At 41.8% G+C, this 19,569-nt stretch carries 17 protein-coding genes and 1 tRNA gene; 10 read left to right on the top strand and 8 right to left on the bottom strand.

Annotated features, from left to right (window positions below):
* Nucleotides 1-77 (top strand) — tRNA-Met (locus tag OIZ54_RS16660).
* Between the two features lie 244 nt (nt 78-321).
* On the opposite strand, the gene OIZ54_RS16655 is transcribed toward OIZ54_RS16660, so the two are convergent.
* Nucleotides 322-648, bottom strand: a complete 327-nt coding sequence (locus OIZ54_RS16655; RefSeq protein WP_264390860.1) for a hypothetical protein — start codon at nt 646-648, stop codon at nt 322-324.
* Nucleotides 649-871: 223 nt separating this feature from the next.
* Here OIZ54_RS16655 and OIZ54_RS16650 point away from each other — a divergent pair, with 223 nt between their 5' ends.
* Nucleotides 872-1,486, top strand: coding sequence for a trimeric intracellular cation channel family protein (locus OIZ54_RS16650; RefSeq protein WP_024031973.1), 615 nt, complete (start codon nt 872-874; stop codon nt 1,484-1,486).
* Between the two features lie 33 nt (nt 1,487-1,519).
* Entirely contained in the window at nt 1,520-3,028 is a 1,509-nt protein-coding gene (locus OIZ54_RS16645) for a YifB family Mg chelatase-like AAA ATPase (RefSeq protein WP_004588672.1), read from the top strand.
* A gap of 105 nt (nt 3,029-3,133) precedes the next feature.
* On the opposite strand, the gene OIZ54_RS16640 is transcribed toward OIZ54_RS16645, so the two are convergent.
* On the bottom strand, nt 3,134-3,838 hold the full coding sequence (locus tag OIZ54_RS16640) for a response regulator transcription factor (protein WP_004588673.1): 705 nt from the start codon (nt 3,836-3,838) through the stop codon (nt 3,134-3,136).
* Nucleotides 3,839-4,017: 179 nt separating this feature from the next.
* Nucleotides 4,018-6,513, bottom strand: coding sequence for an alpha/beta hydrolase family protein (locus OIZ54_RS16635; RefSeq protein WP_264390859.1), 2,496 nt, complete (start codon nt 6,511-6,513; stop codon nt 4,018-4,020).
* An 84-nt stretch (nt 6,514-6,597) separates the two neighbouring features.
* On the opposite strand from OIZ54_RS16635, the gene OIZ54_RS16630 reads away from it, so the two are divergent.
* Entirely contained in the window at nt 6,598-7,674 is a 1,077-nt protein-coding gene (locus OIZ54_RS16630; protein WP_004588675.1) for a CNNM domain-containing protein, read from the top strand.
* An 18-nt stretch (nt 7,675-7,692) separates the two neighbouring features.
* On the opposite strand, the gene OIZ54_RS16625 is transcribed toward OIZ54_RS16630, so the two are convergent.
* Nucleotides 7,693-8,910, bottom strand: a complete 1,218-nt coding sequence (locus OIZ54_RS16625) for an EAL domain-containing protein (protein ID WP_004588676.1) — start codon at nt 8,908-8,910, stop codon at nt 7,693-7,695.
* Between the two features lie 182 nt (nt 8,911-9,092).
* Here OIZ54_RS16625 and OIZ54_RS16620 point away from each other — a divergent pair, with 182 nt between their 5' ends.
* Nucleotides 9,093-10,109: a metalloprotease gene (locus OIZ54_RS16620; RefSeq protein ID WP_264390858.1), complete on the top strand. Its 1,017-nt coding sequence runs from the start codon at nt 9,093-9,095 to the stop codon at nt 10,107-10,109.
* Nucleotides 10,110-10,153: 44 nt separating this feature from the next.
* Here OIZ54_RS16620 and OIZ54_RS16615 read toward each other — a convergent pair whose 3' ends face one another.
* Nucleotides 10,154-11,464: a short-chain fatty acid transporter gene (locus tag OIZ54_RS16615; protein ID WP_264390857.1), complete on the bottom strand. Its 1,311-nt coding sequence runs from the start codon at nt 11,462-11,464 to the stop codon at nt 10,154-10,156.
* 225 nt (nt 11,465-11,689) lie between these two features.
* On the opposite strand from OIZ54_RS16615, the gene OIZ54_RS16610 reads away from it, so the two are divergent.
* Both OIZ54_RS16610 and OIZ54_RS16605 read left to right on the top strand, forming a co-directional pair.
* Nucleotides 11,690-12,757 carry a potassium channel family protein gene (locus OIZ54_RS16610; protein WP_264390856.1) on the top strand — a complete coding sequence of 356 codons (1,068 nt, stop codon included), beginning with the start codon at nt 11,690-11,692 and terminating at the stop codon, nt 12,755-12,757.
* A gap of 19 nt (nt 12,758-12,776) precedes the next feature.
* A complete protein-coding gene (locus OIZ54_RS16605) occupies nt 12,777-12,983 on the top strand; it encodes a PLDc N-terminal domain-containing protein (protein ID WP_004588680.1) in 207 nt (68 codons plus the stop codon).
* A 2-nt stretch (nt 12,984-12,985) separates the two neighbouring features.
* Here OIZ54_RS16605 and OIZ54_RS16600 read toward each other — a convergent pair whose 3' ends face one another.
* A complete protein-coding gene (locus tag OIZ54_RS16600) occupies nt 12,986-14,017 on the bottom strand; it encodes a hypothetical protein (protein ID WP_004588681.1) in 1,032 nt (343 codons plus the stop codon).
* Nucleotides 14,018-14,139: 122 nt separating this feature from the next.
* Nucleotides 14,140-14,598, bottom strand: a complete 459-nt coding sequence (locus OIZ54_RS16595) for an EVE domain-containing protein (protein ID WP_264390855.1) — start codon at nt 14,596-14,598, stop codon at nt 14,140-14,142.
* 79 nt (nt 14,599-14,677) lie between these two features.
* Here OIZ54_RS16595 and tesB point away from each other — a divergent pair, with 79 nt between their 5' ends.
* Nucleotides 14,678-15,535 carry an acyl-CoA thioesterase II gene (tesB, locus tag OIZ54_RS16590; protein WP_004588683.1) on the top strand — a complete coding sequence of 286 codons (858 nt, stop codon included), beginning with the start codon at nt 14,678-14,680 and terminating at the stop codon, nt 15,533-15,535.
* A 195-nt stretch (nt 15,536-15,730) separates the two neighbouring features.
* Here the strand turns inward: tesB and plsB are convergent, their stop codons facing one another.
* Nucleotides 15,731-18,169, bottom strand: a complete 2,439-nt coding sequence (gene plsB, locus OIZ54_RS16585) for a glycerol-3-phosphate 1-O-acyltransferase PlsB (protein WP_029773518.1) — start codon at nt 18,167-18,169, stop codon at nt 15,731-15,733.
* Between the two features lie 413 nt (nt 18,170-18,582).
* On the opposite strand from plsB, the gene rpsJ reads away from it, so the two are divergent.
* Both rpsJ and rplC read left to right on the top strand, forming a co-directional pair.
* On the top strand, nt 18,583-18,894 hold the full coding sequence (gene rpsJ / locus OIZ54_RS16580; protein ID WP_002957900.1) for a 30S ribosomal protein S10: 312 nt from the start codon (nt 18,583-18,585) through the stop codon (nt 18,892-18,894).
* A 27-nt stretch (nt 18,895-18,921) separates the two neighbouring features.
* A complete protein-coding gene (rplC, locus tag OIZ54_RS16575) occupies nt 18,922-19,557 on the top strand; it encodes a 50S ribosomal protein L3 (protein ID WP_004588685.1) in 636 nt (211 codons plus the stop codon).
* Nucleotides 19,558-19,569 lie beyond the last annotated feature (12 nt).

Raw genomic sequence — 19,569 nt, 5'->3', positions numbered from 1 at the left:
CGCGGGATGGAGCAGCCTGGTAGCTCGTCGGGCTCATAACCCGAAGGTCGTCGGTTCAAATCCGGCTCCCGCAACCACTGAAATACATAAAATGAAACGACACGCTTAAAGCGTGTTTTTTTATGCCTGAAATTCAGTGAAATGAATAGCTCGTCGGGCTCAGCTCTCTATAAGCCAGCAAAGGTCGTCGGTTCACCTTTCATAAGCTCTGGCTCCCGCAACCACTGAAATAATAAGTTATATTAAATCGACACGCTTAAAGCGTGTTTTTTTATGCCTAAAATTCAGTGAAATGGATAGCTCGTCGGTCTCAGCTCTCCATTAGCCAGCAAAGGTCTTTGGTTCACCTTTCATAAGCTCTGGCTTCCGCAACCACTGAAATACATAAAATGAAACGACACGCTTAAAGCGTGTTTTTTTATGCCTAAAATTAAGTGAAATGGATAGCTCGTCGGTTTCAGCTCTCCATAAGACAGCAAAGGTCGTCGGTTCACCTTTCATAAGCTCTGGCTCCCGCAACCACTGAAATACATAAAATGAAACGACACGCTTAAAGCGTGTTTTTTTATGCCTAAAATTAAGTGAAATGGATAGCTCGTCGGTTTCAGCTCTGTATAAGCCAGCAAAGGTCGTCGGTTCACCTTTCATAAGCTCTGGCTCCCGCAACCACTGAAATACATAAAATGAAACGACACGCTTAAGGCGTGTTTTTTTATGCCTAAAATTTATATTTCTTTTCCTATAAAGCACTCTTAGATTTATACCCCAAGTAATATCTATAAATATTATAAACTTCTCTAAAAATATGTTATTACTTAAAACTTTGTATAGTTTATGTTAAAACGGCACAAATAATTTTGGGTTGTTACACATGACTGAACTTTATCACTGGTTTGATTTAATCGGCATTGCTGTGTTTGCTGTTACAGGTACTTTGGTCGCACACGAAAAGAAAATGGATGGTTTTGGTGTTGTAGTATTAGCAGCGGTAACAGCGATTGGGGGCGGTACAGTTCGCGACCTCATATTAGATGTTCCGGTATTTTGGTTACACGATCAAAGTTTTTTTTATGCTATTTTAGCCGCGGTATTTATTACCACGCGGCTTATTAACAAGCAAAAGTCGATTCCGCACTACACATTACAAATTGCCGATGCATTTGGTTTAGCATTTTTTGCGGTAATGGGCACCCAAAAAGCCTTACTAGCCGGCATGCCAAATATGACCGCGATTATTATGGGTGTAATTACCGGTTGCTTTGGGGGCATGCTCCGTGATGTGCTTGCTCGCGAAATTCCTATGCTGCTAAAAGGCGAGTTATACGCTATTACCTGTATAGCTGGCGGTGTAGTTTATACGCTGGGAATTCATTTTTCGTTCGCGACCGAACTTGCCATGGTAATGGCAATGCTAACCACCTTATTGCTTCGTATTGCGGCTATTAAATGGCAAATCACAGTACACGTTTTTAAATATTCTGACTAAACTAATTAATTAAACCATTAATTAGGATAAGGAATGTCGCTAGCTCGCATTTACTCTCGTGCCCAAGTGGGTATAAACGCCCCCGAGGTTATTGTAGAAGTACACCTAGGTAATGGTTTACCGGCATTTAATATTGTTGGGCTGCCAGAGGCCTCAGTTAAAGAATCAAAAGACAGGGTGCGTAGCGCCCTAGAAAACTCTCAATTTGGTTTCCCTGATCAACGCATTACCGTAAATTTAGCCCCTGCCGATTTACCAAAAGATGGCGGGCGTTTTGACTTAGCCATTGCCGTAGGTATTTTAGTGGCCTCGGGGCAGGTAGTGTGTCCAGATATACATAAATATGAATTTTACGGTGAGCTTGCCCTTAATGGTGAAGTGCGGGGAGTTAATGCCATTTTGCCTTCTGTACTTGCTGCAAAAGAGCAAAACCGTTGCTGCTTTTTACCTTTTACCAATGATAGCCTCGCAAGCTTGGTGAACGGCGTTAAGCGTAAAGCGGTTAACTCATTACAAGAAGTATGGGGGGATTTATTAAATCAGCAGCCGCTACCTTTAAATATTGAATACCCAGACTGCGCCCAGTCTCCCGACTTTTTACTCGATTTAAGTGATGTTAAAGGCCAACCCGGTGCTAAGCGAGTGCTAGAAATAGCCGCCGCTGGAGGCCATAACCTACTTTTTTTAGGTCCACCTGGTACGGGTAAATCTATGCTAGCGCAGCGTATGGCGACGATAATGCCAACCATGTCTGACGATGAGGCAATATCAACGGCTGCACTGTATTCTATTATTGGCCAATCAATTGATTTAAATAATTGGCGCCAACGGCCTTTTCGAAACCCACACCACACTTGCTCGGCAGTCGCTTTAGTTGGTGGCTCTTCAAACCCTAAACCGGGTGAAATTTCACTTGCGCATAACGGGGTGCTATTTTTGGACGAGCTTCCGGAATTTGAACGTAAGGTACTTGATTCGCTGCGTGAACCCATGGAAACCGGCTCGGTGGTTATTTCGCGGGCAGCAAGGCAAATGGAGTTTCCGGCGCAGTTTCAGCTTATAGCCGCACTAAACCCAAGCCCTACCGGGTGTCATAATGATAAGCGAGCAACACCTGACCAAGTGATGCGCTATTTATCGCGCGTATCAGGCCCGTTTATCGATCGTATCGATTTACAAATAGAGCTACCGCGACTAACAAGTGTTGAACTACAAAGTACCGAGCCTGAAGAAACCAGCGCCCAAGTAAGAGCCCGAGTAGAAGCGGCCTACAGTGCACAGCTAAAGCGCCAAGGTAAGGTTAATGCACGATTAAATAATAAAGAAATGAATATACATTGCACTTTAGCCCCTGCTGAGTTGCAGTTTTTAGCACGCGCTAGCGAAAAGCTGTCGTTATCGCCGCGCTCTTACCATAGGGTTATTAAAGTGGCGCGTACTATTAGTGATTTAAAAGGTGCAGAGCATATTAGTTTAGAAGAGCTAAAAGAGGCGCTAAATTATCGTGCTTTTGAGCGGCTACTAGCGCAGTTAACTAAATAAACTAAACGTTGCTGGAAATGACACCGAACCGCAATAATGTTTAATTATTTTAAGGTGCTAAGCTCGGTGCTTGCTGCGTTTTTCTGCGTTTAAAATTTTAATGCGCTAAATTGAGAGCATATAACCTTTGCCGCGTACGGTTACAATGCGTTTTTGGTCTTTTTCATCGTATAGTTTTTTACGCAAACGGCCAATTAAAACATCCACAGTACGGTCATTTGGGCTCCAATCTGGTTGGCCTATTTCTTCTGATATTTTTTCTCGCGAGGTTGCTTTGCCTGCGTTGCTAATTAAACAAATTAGCACTTTGTGCTCGGCTTCGGTTAAGCGCGATTCAATACCTGATGAGGTAATTAATGTGCGGTTATCGGGGTGGAGCTTAAAGTCGGCGTATTCTATAAACTCTTCGCTTTCATCATCGTCTTGATTAATTGCAATACGTTTATAAAGTGCGCGCATGCGCAGCTCAAGTTCTAATAAATCAACAGGCTTACAAATATAGTCATCAGCACCTTGTGCAAGCCCTGCAATACGATCGGCTTGAGAGTCGCGGCTAGATAAAACAATCACGCCAATATCGGTCAAAGTGTTGAGCTCTTTGGCAAGCTGCAACCCATCACGCTTGGGTAATACAATATCAATAATGGCAAGAGAAATAGCACTGCGCAGGTTTACGCGTTGCCTAACTATGTTTAGGGCATCGGCACCTGTGGGGTCTATTTCTATCGAAAATTCGGTGTCTGTAAAGTGATTTTGGATGCGCTTAACGAGTAGCTCGTCGTCTTCAACCAATAAAACGTTAATTGCCATAGGACTTATTTTTGTATATTTATAGCTCTGTATGGTAGCACCAATCGTTAAATGCTGAGAAGGGGGCGGTGTAACTTTTCGGTAACTTTATGTTTCAGATATAAAAGGCGGCTTACCTAAGGTTGCTGTTTATGTGAGTAAGCTCAGCACATTTAGCTAAAAATGTGCTGAGCGCTGTGTTACTTATCTGAATACATTGCGTCCCACCACTGTGGTTCACCTTTTAGTTGTTTATCAAAATAAGCAAGCATGGTGTTCCACCAATCAAAGCGTTTATCACGAGCAAAAATTTGATGGTCGGCGCCTTTATATTCAATAAGCTCTACGTCTTTATTTAAAAGCTTTAAGGCGGTATACATGGTTAAGCTTTCGCCAACAGGTACATTGGTATCGCTATCGCCGTGTAACAGTAGTAAAGGGGTCGTTACTTTATCGGCATGAAATACAGGGCTGTGATCGCTATAAAGTGAAGCGTTATTCCACGGAAAGCTATTTTTTGATGCTTCGCCTGAGTATAAATACCCCCACCAACCTTCGCCCCAATACGAGGTTAAGTTTGATATACCCGCATGCGCAATAGATGCACTAAACATGTCTGTTTTGGTGGCAAGTAGCATGGTCATGAAGCCTCCGTATGAGGCGCCTAAATTACCCACTTTTTTGCTATCAACAAAATCGTACTTTTTTAAAAAGGCCTGTGTACCTTGCATTATATCGCTAGCGGTATAATCGCCCCAGGCGTTAACGTGCTGAGCAGAAAATGTTTGCCCAAAACCAGTTGCCCCTGTTGGCTGTAATACATAAACAACATAGCCATTTGCTGCCCATAAGTTAAATGGGTAGCGCCCTGTAAAACCACGGGTAACCGGTGAGGTGCCACCGTAGTAATAGACAAGTGCAGGGTGTTTTTTAGTTTTATCTAGGTTAGTAGGTAAGTACACACGCCCTGTAATTTCTACGCCGTCTTTGTTTGTAAAGTTAAACTCTTCCAGAGTCGGTATTTGTGTATTAGCGTAGGCAAGCGGCTTAGAGTCCCAGATTAGGTCTGTTTTATTTTTACTTATATTTAAGCGTTTAAGCTGCTGAGGGGTGGATGCTGTGGTACCGCTTAGTAGCACTTGCGGGTTTCTCTCGTGCGAGTAGCTAAATTGCTCAACGATATCTAAACCCGTATTAAGTTTTTTAAAGCGCTGTTTGCTTAAGTCATATAAATACAAAGGTTGGGTATCTTGCTCTGTTACTTTTATAAGCGCATCGCCATTATCAAGCACATGTAATTCACCTATAGCGGGGTCAAACTGCTTACTAAGCGCTTTTACGTTTTTACCGTTATCGCTAAGTAAGTACAATTGGCCGTCGTAATTATTAGCTAACATCCCTTTTGGAAGGGTACGGCCTGCGCCATTTTTAAAATCTGGGCCAGCAACAACGTATACATCTTTGTTGGCGTACTTTGCATGGCTAAAAGTTTTAAATTTACCAATAGACGTTATTTTATTCGATTGTAAGTCAAGTTCCACCAGTTCAGTTTCTGGGTGGGTGGTGGCTTGCATAACCATAACTTGGCGGCTCATTAATACTTTGCCACGATTAGTGTTTGCATCTTCAAAGCTATGCGAAATAGGGCCTTGGCTAAGCGCTTTGGTTAAGCCGCTGTTGGTGTCTAACATATAGAGCTGACTTACGTTGCGTGCGTATGACCATCTATCTTGAAGACCTTTGTAGTGCTTAGTTAAGCTGTTGTTGTCTTCGGGGGTTTTAGACCAGCTAAAAATAAGGCTGTTATTATTATAAAAATTAAAGTTACTTGCGCCTTCAAGCTCTCTGGCCAATGTTTTAATGCTGAGGTTTTTACGGTTTAGCTGTTTTAGCTCACTCCCTAGCATATAAACTAAAAATTGATTATTGGGGCTCCATACCATATTGCTTGGTTGCTGGCCTTCAAAACGATACAAGGTTTGATTTTGGCTATTTTTAAGCTCAGTTACCACGTTTGCTTGGTTAGCTGTTTTATTTGAATAGCTGCGCGTGCTGGTAACGTATTGCTTAGCATCGGGCGCTAAAGAAAGTCCACTAATGGTGGGTGCATCAAAAAGTTGCTCGGCCGAAAGTCGCTTAGTTGTAGAGGTGTTAATTGTAATGTTGTCAGTGTCGGCTTTGGGTTCAAAATCGAGAGAAACGTTGTTCCAGTTAGCCACTTGTTGCGCCACTACAATCACACTATGAGAGCCATTAGTTAACGATAAAGAGTATGTGTGGTTATCGCCTTTTTGAAGTTTGGCATCAATAAACAACTGAGCGTTCTCTATCCCTTTTATAGTTAATGTGCCTTGGCTATAGCGGGTTGTTTCAATATTGAACTTAAGCGCTTGTAGGCCACCTAAAGTAAGTGCGTTTACTTTATTAAACGGCTGCCAGCTATGCTTTTTACCAAATACAGACACACTTTGCGTATTACGTTGCAACTGCTCTAATAAGTTATTAATAATGACTTGGCCGTGTGGTGTTTGAAATGGCTTAACTTGCATGTTTTCGCCTAAAGGGCCAATAAACTCGATATTTGATTTATCAAGCGGGGCTGCTATTGCTGTTAAGCTCAAGCTGCCAAGAGCAAAAAAGGTAGCTGCTTGTTTTAGTAATTTATTTTTTGTGGTCCAAGGTGAGCTAATTCTCATATTTGTGCCTATTATTGATAGTTATTTGGCCAAATATAGCATGTATTGTTACCATGCCCATATGTTCAACTCATCGGAGAAAAAGTGACTTTACTGATTGTGTACATGGTTGCTGCCATTGTTATTTCTTTTTTATGCTCTGTAATGGAAGCTGTACTGTTAAGTATTTCGCCCAGCTATGTGGCGCTATTACGCAAAAAACAGCCTGAACTTGCAAAGCAGCTCGAAAAACTAAAAAATAATGTAGATCAACCGCTTGCTGCAATACTAACGCTTAACACAGTTGCCCATACCGCCGGTGCTGCAGGTGTGGGTGCACAAGCCGCTGTGGTTTTTTCAGATGCGGCAGTAGGAATTGCCTCTGCCATAATGACACTCTTAGTATTGGTACTTTCAGAGATTATTCCAAAAACCTTAGGGGCCAATTATTGGCGTGCCTTAACCCCTAGCGTGACCTATTCTTTACGCTTTTTAGTGATATCGCTAAAACCATTTGTGTGGCTTGCTCAAAAGCTTACTAATTTAATGGGGGCCAAGCACGATGAGGCTTTTTATATTCGCCAAGAAATAGAAGCCATGGCAGATATAGGCACCGAAACTGGGGCAATCCATGCCGATGAGTCAGAAATAATCCGCAACCTTTTACATTTTAGGCATGCGAAATTAACCGACTTAATGACGCCGCGTACTGTACTGTATAAAGTACATAAAGGGTTAACGGTCGATCAGTACATGAGCGAGCACGGCTCGTCATCATTTTCGCGCGTGTTAGTGTTTGATAAAGACGCCGATGACATAATTGGCTTTGTGCATAAAAACGATATTATGTTGGCTTATCACCGCTTAGGTACCGATTATAAAATTAGCAAATTAGTTAAGCCTATTCATACGGTACCCGAAGGGCATAATGTGTCATCGCTACTACAAACCTTGCTTAAACAGCGTACTCACATATGTTTAATTGTTGATGAATACGGTGATGTTCAAGGCATTGTAACCCTAGAGGATATGATAGAAGCCCTTATGGGGCTTGAAATTGTTGATGAGCGCGACCAATCGACCAATATGCGCATGGTCGCCAAGCAGCGCTGGCGCCAGCGTTTAGCAAGCAGCGAGCACATAGTTAGTGAAGATGACGACACGCCCCGAGATAATAAATAATTACGACGGGGTCGAAGGTTAGCGTTTAATTGTGCCCCCCGTCGTATTTACCCAGTTTAGTGCCCACTCTATAAAATCGTCTTTGGCTTTAGGGCAGGTAAACAAAAACCCTTGCATGGCTAAATTAGTGCGGTAGTTTTTTAAGTAGAGCGATTCTTCGGCGCGCTCTACGCCTTCGGCCACAAGAGCTAATTGCTCTTGGCTGGCAATATCAACCAGTGAGCTGACCACCACTTGCGAAAACTGATCTGTTTCAATATTACTAATAAGTGTACGGTCAATTTTTATTTCAGTAAAAGGCAGGCGCTTAATCTGGTTCATGTTGGTAAAACCAACCCCAAAGTCATCCAATGATATGCCAAAGCCATGCATTCTTAATCTGTTTAAGGTTTCTAGCTGAGAAAGGCTAGACAGCGCATGTTGCTCGGTAATCTCTAAAATTATATCACTAGGTGATAGCTCATTGAGCTGCAGTATAAGCATCAGCTTGTTGGGGCAGCTTAAATCATCTAGTTGCGTGGGAGATAGGTTAAAAGCCAGTTTTAGATGCGCAGCAATGTTTGTACGTATAGCTTTTAAGTCGCTGGTGGCTTGCTCAAATAAGCTAAAGGTAATTTGATTAATTAACCCCGATTGCTCCGATAACGAAATAAACCGATTGGGCGAGATAATTTCGCCAGTGTGCGTTTTAACGATACGCGCTAGCACCTCAATACTTTCTATTTCGCTGGTTTGAGAATTTATTTTTGGCTGATAGTAAGGGATTATCTCGTTTAAATTGATTGCCTCATGCAATGCTTTTTCTGAAATAGAGGCATGAGAAAGGTCGTTATGTACTGCTAAGTGCTTTGCTTTTTGTAAAACGGTTTTTACTTGGCTAAGTTGCACGGGTTTAGCTAAATTTGCGACTAAATGAATATTGCTATGGCGCGCTAAATTGGCAGCTAGGTTAATAACTTTATGATCCATTTCCGAAATTATAACTACTGCGCCTGTAAAATTAAGCTCGCCTAGTTTTCTTATAAACTCCATACCATCCATTTCAGGCATGTTTAAGTCCGTAAATACAATGTCGTAAAAGTTTATATCGTCGGTTACGTGAGTTAGCGCTTGCTGAGCACTCAGGCATTTTGTAACTTTATTCGAGACTCCTAGCTCATTTAAAATGGCCTCCATAACAATTAAAATCGCCTTTGAGTCATCCACAACTAAAATATTGGGTACCGAAATCGACATGCTCTATCCTTGTAACTGCTTAATATATTAGTACTGTAAAAATAGCGCCTGATCAGCCTTTTGTCAGCTTAGTTTTATATTATTTTTTATCTTCTAAGTGCTTTTGCGCTTATGGTTTAAGGCAATTCGTGTTTTTTAAATTCATCGGTATACTAGCGCCATTGTTTTAACTGGTTTTAGTCATGATAAAAATCGATCTCATGCTTGCAGAGCAACCATTAATGCTAATGGTATCTGGGCATAAAATAGTACAAATATTTCATAATCAACAGGCCATAAGCTTTACAACACCCAAAGAGCATTACGCCGAATTTACTTTAGATAATAAGCAAATAGGGATTGATAGCTCACATGTTCATGAGCAGTCTTTATCGTTATTTGTTGATGGTGTGTTTGCTACTGAACTAGCTTTACCTGCGCCGGTAAATAGCCAGCCCAAAAAAGGCTTTTTAGGGCTAGCGGCATTGGGCTTTAAATTATTTAAAAGTGCAAAAGTAATTAAGGTGGCTTTAGCGAGTGCATCGGTTGCCGGCTATGCATGGCTATTTAGTATTGAATTTGCACTAATGCTAATTGCCTGTTTAGTGGTACATGAGTACGGACACGTTAGAGCCATGAAATACTTTGGCATAAAAACCAAAGGGATTTACCTTATCCCCTTTGTAGGTGGATTGGCTGTAAGTGACGATAAAATAACAACGCGCTGGCAAGATGTAGTTATATCCCTCATGGGGCCAGCGTTTGGTTTGTTTACCTCTGTGCTGGGTGTGGTTTTATATTACGCCACCGAAATGGACATATTTGCCGGCGTTGCAGTACTCAGTGCCTTATTGAATTTGTTTAACCTTTTGCCTATTTTACCGCTTGATGGCGGACATGTGTTAAAAAGTATCAGTTTTTCAATGCGATCTTGGGTCGGTTTAAGTGTGTGCTTATTGGGCGTGTTATTTGGCTTATGGCTTAGTTATACATTTGGTTTAATGTTACTGGTATTCTTTTTGTTTGTGGGCGCACTGGAAATCGTATTTGAATGGCGCGGCCGACATTACTCGCATTTATTGCCGCTTGATAAATACGGCCAAGGTTTTTCAGCCGCTATGTACGCTATTGTAGTTGCAGGCCATGTGGCAGTAATGATGCACTTTGCAGATTCAGAAAACCCAATATTGAGCCTGCCGATGACGATTTTATCAAGCTAATCGCTATACGCGCAGTATACCTAAATACTGCGCGTTATTAAGGGTTAGTAAAAGCTCAGCACTAGCGATATAAATACCCCCGTTACAAATAACTGCACAACACAAAATCCCATAATGTCTTTTGCTTTTAACCCTGCAATGGCTAATACCGGTAAAGCCCAAAAGGGTTGAATTAAATTGGTCCACGCATCGCCCCAGGCAACAGCCATAGCAACACGTGATATATCGGCGCCCAGCTCTTGCGCTGCGGGTATAACAATAGGTGCTTGTACTGCCCATTGGCCGCCACCAGAAGGTACAAACATATTAACAAGCCCTGCACTTATAAAGCTAAAAAATGGCAGGCTATCGGCATCAGAAACAGCTATAAAACCACGCGATATTTGCTGCGCTAAACCGCTGTCGACCATCACAGCCATAATACCTGCGTAAAACGGAAATTGAATGACAATACCCGCGCCGCTGGGAATTGCTTGTTGCAAGCTATTAAGCAAGTTATGCGGTGTTTGGTGCAAAGTAATGGCTAAAAACAAAAACACAGCAATAATACTGTTTAGGTTTAGGCTACCGCCTGCAACTATAAAGTAATACGCCAAATAGCAAAGGCCAAGTAAACCAATCGAAATGCCAAGCAGCTTTGTGTGTTCTAAATGCTGAGCTGGGCGAGTAATTTTTTCATGTACGGGCGGGGGCTCTTTAATAAGTGCTGGGTCTACATACACGCTGTTTTTATCACTGGGTAGCATGTAGCGGTTAACCAACGGCATAATAATAAATAAGCCAATTAATATTGCTATGTTAAAACCAGCAAACAGGGTTTGCTCGGTACTAATTATGCCAATGCTATTTTGTGAAAAGTGCCCTTCGGTAGCAATCGTAAGCGGAATTGAGCCTGCTAAGCCGCCATGCCACACCACAAAGCCAGAATAAGCACTGGCAACTAATAGGCGGTAATCAACCTGTGTTTGCCTTGCAATTGCTTTGGCAAATAAAGCCCCAATAACTAAGCCAAACCCCCAATTAAGCCAGCTGGCTAATAGCGAAATAAGCGTGACTAAAATAATCGCTTTTGGCGCTGAATTAGCAAGCGCAGCCAGTTTGTTTAATAACGAATTGATAATGGGCGTGCTTGCTAGCATGTAACCTGTAATCAGCACCAACAGCATTTGCATGGCAAAGCTAAGCAGGTTCCAAAAACCACTCCCCCATGCGTTAATAACTTCAATACTGGTTGAGGGGGTAAATAGGCTAGCGCCTAGTAAGGTAATAATACTTAGCAATATTACAAATATAAAGGGATCGGGTAAGTAGCGCTCTACTAATTTGGTAAACGGTGTGGCAATTTTATTAAGCATAATGTGTCTGTGTGTTTTTTAGTCTTATTATAATTAATCATGCTCTTAGCACATTAGCAAACCCGCATTTAGTCTTATATTTTAGGGCCTGAGTATCTTATAGGTTGAACAAAATTTAATCCTAAAAGGGTAACTGGCCTTACTTAAAGGCTTAAACGTTGCTTAAAAGCATGGCTTACAGTAACGTACTGTTTATAGATAATTTACTAACAAAGATTTTGTATCATGCCGGTAATATTTAAGAGGCTAGCGCTACTTGTTCGTGCTCATATCGATCAGCTGAGCTGGCAAGCCGTGGTGCTTGCAATACTTGCTCATATGTTAGTGACTTGGGGGCTGCTGTTTGTTGCAAATGAGCAAGCGCTTACCTCGTTTACGACCTTTTTTTACTACTACACAGTAACTACCTCAACAGTGGGTTACGGCGATTTTAGCCCAACCAGCGAGCTGGGGCGTTGGGTTGTGGCTTTAATACAAATTCCGTTTGGATTAGCTTTATTTGGCGTTCTGTTAGGAAAAACAGGGCAAACAGTGACTTACTTAATTAGGCGCGCTATGACTGGTGATAAAAACTTTGCTCACAGTAACAACCACATTATTATTTTTGGTTGGCACGATACCCGAACAAAAAAAATGATTGATTATATCCTTGCCGATACCAAACGTACCGACCGCCGTATTTTGTTGGCGGTGACCGAGCAAATGGATCACCCATTTTTAACTAATGAAAATGTCGACTTTGCCCGCCTAACAAGTTTTACCGATTTAGAAGAACTTGAGCGCGTAGCTATTAGCCGTGCCGACAAAGTTATTATTGATGGGCAAGATGACGACCAAACATTTACAACGGCACTGCGTATTAGCCGTTTAGTTAAAGATGAGTGCCATATTAGTGCGCACTTTTTAGATGAAACCAAGGTCGATATGTTGCTTGAGCATTGCCAGAATGTGGAGTGTAGTAGCGCTAAGTCGGCTGAGATTTTAGTACGCTCAATGCAAGACCCAGGCTCGAGTCGAGTACAAGAAGAGCTATTATCTACATTGCACGGCGACACGCAGTTTAGCCTAGCTATTCCAAGTGAATGCGAAGAGATGGAGTTTGGTACTTTATTTCATCATTTTAAGCATGACTATAATGCTATTTTGTTAGGGGTGGCGCATAACTTAAGTGCACAAAATATGGATTTAAATCCGCCACTTGATTACAAGGTAAATGCCGGCGATATCCTGCACTACATTGCCCTTGAACGTGTGCTAACAAATGAAGTAGATTGGCAAAGCTTGGCCAAATAACCAAGGCTTAGGTTAAATAATGAATGAAGTAGTATTTTTAATAATTATTTTAAGCGCTTATATATTACCCGTGGTGATAGTGGTTAATAGTAAGCGCACCCAAGGCCACGAAAAAAACGGCTGGTTATTAGGCGTAATTATTTTTTCGTGGCTGGGGCTTTTTATGTATTTTACGATTGTGCCCAAGCATGGTCACAAAAAAAGAAAGAAGAATAAACCGTCATAGGTCTATTCTAGCTGCTTGAGTTTGTGCTCAACCAGCGGATCATCTGGCACTATTTGTTGGGCAACTTCTAATAACTGAATAGCATCATTTGGGTGTTCATCTTGATGTTTAAGTGCGACATCTATTAACGGCTGAATATCTATTTTGGCCTGATGTTCTTGCACATGCACTTCTTTTTCATCTGCTAAAATTTGATGTGCTGTACTTAATAATGCCAAGCGGTGAGGCGAACTCGCATTTGCCTTATTTAGGCTTTGATAATACTCTTCTTTTAAGCGCAAGGTTTTGGTTTGCAAACGAAACTGCGCTATATCAATTTGCTGGTGGCGTATAAAGTCAACAGCCACTTGTTTGTAAAAGCCAAATTTGGTGAGGTAACTTGCGTGGGTACCGTGGCCCATGCCAAACACTCTTAAATGAGTCAGTTGTGGGTACCGCTTAGCATGTAGGCGGTCTATTTTATTGGTGGGGTCATAAATTATATACCCCTTAGCATGGCCTAAATCGAGGTCGTTATACTCACTTTGCCAATCAAATTGCTGCGCAAGCTCTGTGCTGGAGCGGGTATCCCACGGAACTGTTTCGGTGTTTTTGGTGCTAACAGGATGAAAAAATAAAACCTGATCTAATTTAAGTAATTTTGCAAACGCGCCAACAGCAAAACCACCGCGACTAAGGCCATAGCCTAAGCGGCACTTAAACGGTGTAAGTAAGCTTGATAGCTGCTCCAAAAAGAAGATTAAATTACGGCTTCTAAACCAATTGCTTTTGCCTAAATGTTGGAACGAAATAACATTTACATTTTGTTTTTGCGCTAAGTGATAGCCCCAAGGGGCAAAGTCATCGGTTAGGTCGTGTTCTTGGACGTTGGTGCCCGCGGGGGAAAAAGTAAAAAGCAGGGGCTTATTTAAATCAACAAAGTCGTATTTTACATACACATCGCCGAGTAGGTCGCCGCCACACATAGGCAGCTTAGTTTGTTGTTCATCACGGCAAAGCGTTAACCATTCATCTAACCAATACAGTAGTTTCATTAATCCCCCAATTATAACTCGCGGGGGATCGTATCAAACACGGCCAAATGAGGTCAAACATAGCCAAGCTTTAGCCCGTTAATGATTAGCTACTATTACAGCTTGATATTTGCTTACTGAGCTTAATTGCTCATGGCTATTATTTGCTCCCAGTCGTTTTGTGTGACTGGCATTACCGAAAGACGGCCTGCTTTTTTAAGGGCTAATTCGGTAATTGCCTCGTTAGCTTTAATCTCTTTTAAGCTTACGCGTTTGTTTAAATGGCTTTTATAGGTTACATCAACTACAAACCAGCGCGGTTTATCACTAGTGGCTTTCGCATCGTAATAGTCACTATTTAAATCAAACTGGGTTGGGTCGGGGTAGGCTTCTTTAGTAACAGTGGCTATACCCACAACGCCTACTTGTTTGCAGCTAGAGTGGTAAATAAATACTAAGTCACTTAATTTTATATCGTCACGCATAAAGTTACGTGCCTGATAATTACGCACGCCTTCCCACAGGGTGGTTTGTTGCGGCGCTGTTTTTAAATCATCAATCGAAAAAGCATCGGGCTCAGTTTTAAATAACCAATAATTCATAGCGTTACTCATTTAGTTAGATTTACATAGCTGCATTGTATAGTATCATTAGCTTATCTGGGGATTGAGAGAACAGCAAATGAGCCAAGTATTAGATGATTTATTATCGTTATTGTCACTTGAAGAAATTGAACAAGGTTTATATCGTGGGCAAAGCCAAGATTTAGGGTTTAGAGCGGTATTTGGTGGCCAAGTAATGGGACAGGCATTGTCTGCTGCAAAAGAAACGCTACCAAAAGGACGTGTTGTTCATTCATTACACTCTTACTTTTTACGCCCCGGCGACGCCGCAAAACCGATTGTTTACGACGTAGAAACCATCCGCGATGGTAAAAGCTTTAGTACCCGCCGAGTAAGCGCTATTCAATACGGTAAACCTATTTTTTATATGACTGCGTCGTTTCAGGGTGAAGAAGAAGGCTTATCGCATCAAGCAACCATGCCTAATGTACCGCCACCAGAGGAGCTTCGCTCGTCGCTTGAGTTTTATCAAGAAAACGCCCACCACATACCCGAGGTGATCCGTAATAAGTTTATACGCGAAATGCCCATTGAAATGCGTCCGGTTACTTTTCATAACCCATTTAAGCCAGAGGTTATTGAGCCCGTAAAGCACATTTGGATTAAAGCCAATGGCGATATGCCCGACGATCAACGCATTCATAATTACTTATTAGCGTATGCCTCTGACTTTGAGTTTTTACCTACGGCATTACAGCCTCATGGCGTATCGTTTATGCAGCCAAATATGCAAGTGGCAACGATTGACCATGCTATGTGGTTCCACCGCCCATTTAGAATGGACGATTGGATTTTATATACCATAGACAGCCCAAGTGCTAGTTCTGGGCGAGGCTTGGTAAGAGGCCAGTTTTTTGACCGCCAAGGTAATTTAGTCGCATCAACGATTCAAGAAGGGGTGATGCGCCAGCGTTAATTTTATTAGACTTACTGGCAATAGACTGGCCGTTAAGCGCAAATTAGCAGTGCTTTCGCTAAAGGTTTTGCCAAGAGGTAAGCGTCTTTATGTAGCATTGTTGTTCAATAACTAAACGTACAAAAAAGCCTCAACATGTTAAATGTTGAGGCTTTTTTAATGGTGTTTAATTAGAGCTTAAATTACAGCAACTCGCTAATTACATTGATCTTGCACTATGTCGCTAACCGATTGCCATATACGCGCAGGTAATAAGGTTTTTAAGTACATGTATATTTCACACAGTTGTGTACTACCGTGAATACCATTTTCACCTTCAGTAATTAGCAGCTCACCGCGTAAATTATCAATAAAGCTTACCAGTACTTTTTTATCAAAAAACTCCGGGGTTTTAATGCCGTGTAAGGTGCCTAAACGGTTTGCCAGTACTTGGCTTTCACGCTCTAGTTCGGCTTTTTCAATTCCGTTACTGGTTTGAATAAAGCCCACAACAATGGCATAACGTTGCAACGTAAAGCTAAGCGACCTACCTAGCATTTCAAGCTTTGCTAATGAATCATTCGTGTTAGTAACATGAATGGTATCGCCATCAAGCTCAATTAAGTTTTGATCGCTAAAGTTAGCCAAAATACGGCTTATGTAGTTTTCATCTAGCGGCTGTAAATACCATTCTTTTGCAAACAGAGGGTAAAAAGCCGAAACAAGCTTTTGGCATTGCTCAACCGTACTACTGTGTTGCTTAAATAAGTGCAAAGCAATAAGGCTTGGCACAGCAAATAAGTGCAAAATATTATTACGATAATAGTTAAACAGGGTTTTTTCTTTATCGTTAATTGCAATAATTTCGCCAAATTCATCGCTAATAACATCAAACTTATTAAGCTTAATGGCGTGCGTTAATAGCTGCTCTGGTGTTTCATCGGGGGCGGTGACTTTATCGCTATAGCTTGCATCGCGTTGTAGGCGTAAGTAAAAATCTAGTTGCGCTAATAGCTTAGGCTTACTTAACGCGTGTTTGTCGTTAACTAGCAAAATCATAGCCAGTAAATTCACAGCGTTAAGTGCTGCGGCATTATTAATTTTTACCATTACTTGGTCGGCCAATGCGGCTACTTGAGGGCCTAGCCATTGCGGCTTTTGCACATCGGTAGGGTGTATTGCATCGCGCCAATCAGGTTGGTTGTCGTTTAAGTATTGGTTTATAGAAATAGGGTCGCCAAAGTTTAAGTAACCACGGCCGTAATTTTTAAGGTTTTTAATGGCTTTAAAAATACCAAAAATGGACTCGCCTTTTTTATCTTTACCGGCAAGCTCTTTTAAGTAGGTATTGATTTCCATTACATGCTCATAGCCAATGTATACCGGCACAATAGAAACCGGGCGGTCTATGCCACGTAGCATTGCTTGCAATGTCATGGCGAGCATACCGGTTTTTGGCGGTAGTAATCGGCCAGTGCGGCTGCGCCCGCCTTCAGTGTAAAACTTAACTGAGTAACCTTTAATAAATAGCTGGCTTAAATACTCTTTAAATACGGCTGAGTAAAGTTTATTACCGGCAAACGAGCGGCGTATAAAAAACGCCCCTGAGCGGCGAAAAATACCACCTGCAGGGAAAAAGTTTAGATTAATGCCCGCGGCAATATGCGGCGGCACCAAACCTTGATGGTATATAGCATAGGTAAGTAACAAGTAATCCATGTGGCTGCGATGACACGGCATATAGATTATCTCGTGACCCTTATTTGTTAGCTCATGAATTTGCTCGGTGTATTTTATATCTATACCGTTATAAAGCTTAGTCCACAGCCATGTTAAAATTCTGTCGCCTACACGTATCATTGCCTCAGAGTAATTAGCAGCAATTTCATCTAGTAGTTTTAACGCGTTTTGACGGGCTTCTGTTTGGCTTATTCCTTTTGACTTGGCTTCATCTTGAATCGCTTTTTTTATTGTCGGCGAAGCCAAAAGCGAGTTAAATAATTGCTCGCGAGAGGGCATTTTAGGGCCCGTAGCGGCCAGTTTTTGGCGTTTAAAGTGCACCCGAGCAACACGCAATAGTTTTTGTGGTAGCTCATTTACGTCGGCTTTTTCGTTCACGATAAGTGATAAATCGAGTGGCTGGCTAAAGCGAATAAAGTTATCGCGCCCAGAAAACAGCACAACAAAGAATTTTCTAAACCAACTAGGCGTAAGAGAGTGGGTAATTAAGGTACGAATACCTGGCTTTTCTTTACCTGGGTCGCGCCCCCATAAAATAGTTACCGGCACCACTTGTACATTCTTTTGCCCGCTATTTAATAAATGCTCAACTATTTGCTTACCCTGTGATAAAGCGGCGGTCGGTTTAGCGGTATCGCCAAATAAAGGTGGCGGATTTTTAATACCAATAAAGCGGGCTAGCTCTTGGTTTCCTAACGTTTGATATTCGCATGGGTTAGGCAAACCATGCTTTTTACATACATTAGTAAGCGCAGCTAAATCGAAACGCGAATTTAAACGTACTATATAAAAAGTAGGGTGTTCAGGATTAAGGTCATATTGCTCTATAGGGCTTTGGGGAAGGACCTTACTTTTTACCAAAACACGGCTTACGCAGCTAGTAAGAAAATTCAAACAATAATTTAATAAACGCATCGACTCACCATATTGAGAGTATTAAAAGCAAAATTAGCGCATAGGATACCATAATATCTATAGAATCCTGTAATTTGCGTAATCGGTTAAATTATAAACATAAGACTAATTTGGCGCTGAGCAGTTCAATTATAGCTATAAATAACCAGTGGCGGTTATTTGGGCAGCCTTACACCCGTAATTAATTTGCAATTAGTTGTTGCATTTATCACCAATATCACTATAATACGCAGGCTTTCAAGATTCCTCTGGAACTTGAAGGGATAAATTAAGCTTGGATTTCAAGCTAATAAACAGGAGTTCCGATTTGGAACTCATCGTAGATATAAATCAACAACCGGCATCTTAATTATTAAGATTGTTTCGGTCGTTTTTTTATGCTCTTTAAATGCTCTTTATATTGAGGTTTAAGAATGTCAAATCAACGCATTCGTATTCGCCTAAAAGCTTTTGACCACCGTTTGATTGACCAATCAACGGCGGAAATCGTGGAAACTGCGAAACGCACAGGCGCACAAGTACGTGGTCCAATCCCACTACCTACACGCTTTGAACGTTTTACTGTACTAACTTCACCGCACGTAAACAAAGATGCGCGTGATCAGTACGAGATCCGCACCCATAAACGTCTGATCGACATCGTAGAACCAACTGACAAGACTGTTGACGCATTAATGCGTTTAGATCTTGCTGCTGGTGTTGATGTTCAAATCAGCCTGGGTTAATCGAAAGATTAGAGAGGTTATAGGAAAATGGCATTAGGTCTAGTCGGTCGTAAAGTGGGTATGACACGTATCTTCACTGAAGATGGTGTATCTATCCCTGTGACAGTTATCGAAGCGACTCCTAACCGCATTGCTCAGATCAAATCTGACGCAACAGACGGTTATAACGCGCTTCAAGTAACCGCAGGCACTAAAAAAGCAAGCCGTGTAAACAAAGCAGCAGCGGGTCATTTCGCTAAAGCTGGTGTTGAAGCGGGTCGCGGTCTGTGGGAATTCCGCCTAAATGGTGGTGAAGGCGATTTTGAAGTAGGCGCTGAGCTTACTGTTGAATTATTCAACGAAATCAACAAAGTTGACGTAACCGGTACTTCTAAAGGTAAAGGTTTCCAAGGTGGTGTTAAGCGCTGGAATTTCAGCATGCAAGACGCTACTCACGGTAACTCTCTATCTCACCGTGCTCCTGGTTCAATCGGTCAAAACCAATCACCTGGTAAGGTGTTTAAAGGTAAGAAAATGGCCGGTCATATGGGTGCTGAGCGTGTAACGACTCAAAACTTAGAACTAGTTCGCGTTGACGCTGAGCGTAACTTGCTTTTAGTTAAAGGTGCAGTACCTGGCGCTATCGGCGGTGACGTTATCGTTAAACCAGCTGTTAAAGCATAAGTCCTGGAGATT

Source organism: Pseudoalteromonas sp. A3 (assembly GCF_025942345.1).
Classification (GTDB): domain Bacteria; phylum Pseudomonadota; class Gammaproteobacteria; order Enterobacterales; family Alteromonadaceae; genus Pseudoalteromonas; species Pseudoalteromonas atlantica.
The sequence above is the reverse complement of the archived record's forward strand: the minus strand, read 5'-3'. Positions and strand labels throughout refer to the sequence as shown.

What these genes read in the sequence shown, in the direction of transcription:
- OIZ54_RS16655 (WP_264390860.1), bottom strand. Translation starts at nt 648, where the DNA reads ATGAAAGGTGAACCGACGACCTTTGCTGGCTTATACAGAGCTGAAACC.
- OIZ54_RS16650 (WP_024031973.1), top strand. Translation starts at nt 872, where the DNA reads ATGACTGAACTTTATCACTGGTTTGATTTAATCGGCATTGCTGTGTTT.
- OIZ54_RS16645 (WP_004588672.1), top strand. Translation starts at nt 1,520, where the DNA reads ATGTCGCTAGCTCGCATTTACTCTCGTGCCCAAGTGGGTATAAACGCC.
- OIZ54_RS16640 (WP_004588673.1), bottom strand. Translation starts at nt 3,838, where the DNA reads ATGGCAATTAACGTTTTATTGGTTGAAGACGACGAGCTACTCGTTAAG.
- OIZ54_RS16635 (WP_264390859.1), bottom strand. Translation starts at nt 6,513, where the DNA reads ATGAGAATTAGCTCACCTTGGACCACAAAAAATAAATTACTAAAACAA.
- OIZ54_RS16625 (WP_004588676.1), bottom strand. Translation starts at nt 8,910, where the DNA reads ATGTCGATTTCGGTACCCAATATTTTAGTTGTGGATGACTCAAAGGCG.
- OIZ54_RS16620 (WP_264390858.1), top strand. Translation starts at nt 9,093, where the DNA reads ATGATAAAAATCGATCTCATGCTTGCAGAGCAACCATTAATGCTAATG.
- OIZ54_RS16615 (WP_264390857.1), bottom strand. Translation starts at nt 11,464, where the DNA reads ATGCTTAATAAAATTGCCACACCGTTTACCAAATTAGTAGAGCGCTAC.
- OIZ54_RS16610 (WP_264390856.1), top strand. Translation starts at nt 11,690, where the DNA reads ATGCCGGTAATATTTAAGAGGCTAGCGCTACTTGTTCGTGCTCATATC.
- OIZ54_RS16605 (WP_004588680.1), top strand. Translation starts at nt 12,777, where the DNA reads ATGAATGAAGTAGTATTTTTAATAATTATTTTAAGCGCTTATATATTA.
- OIZ54_RS16600 (WP_004588681.1), bottom strand. Translation starts at nt 14,017, where the DNA reads ATGAAACTACTGTATTGGTTAGATGAATGGTTAACGCTTTGCCGTGAT.
- OIZ54_RS16595 (WP_264390855.1), bottom strand. Translation starts at nt 14,598, where the DNA reads ATGAATTATTGGTTATTTAAAACTGAGCCCGATGCTTTTTCGATTGAT.
- tesB (WP_004588683.1), top strand. Translation starts at nt 14,678, where the DNA reads ATGAGCCAAGTATTAGATGATTTATTATCGTTATTGTCACTTGAAGAA.
- plsB (WP_029773518.1), bottom strand. Translation starts at nt 18,169, where the DNA reads ATGCGTTTATTAAATTATTGTTTGAATTTTCTTACTAGCTGCGTAAGC.
- rpsJ (WP_002957900.1), top strand. Translation starts at nt 18,583, where the DNA reads ATGTCAAATCAACGCATTCGTATTCGCCTAAAAGCTTTTGACCACCGT.
- rplC (WP_004588685.1), top strand. Translation starts at nt 18,922, where the DNA reads ATGGCATTAGGTCTAGTCGGTCGTAAAGTGGGTATGACACGTATCTTC.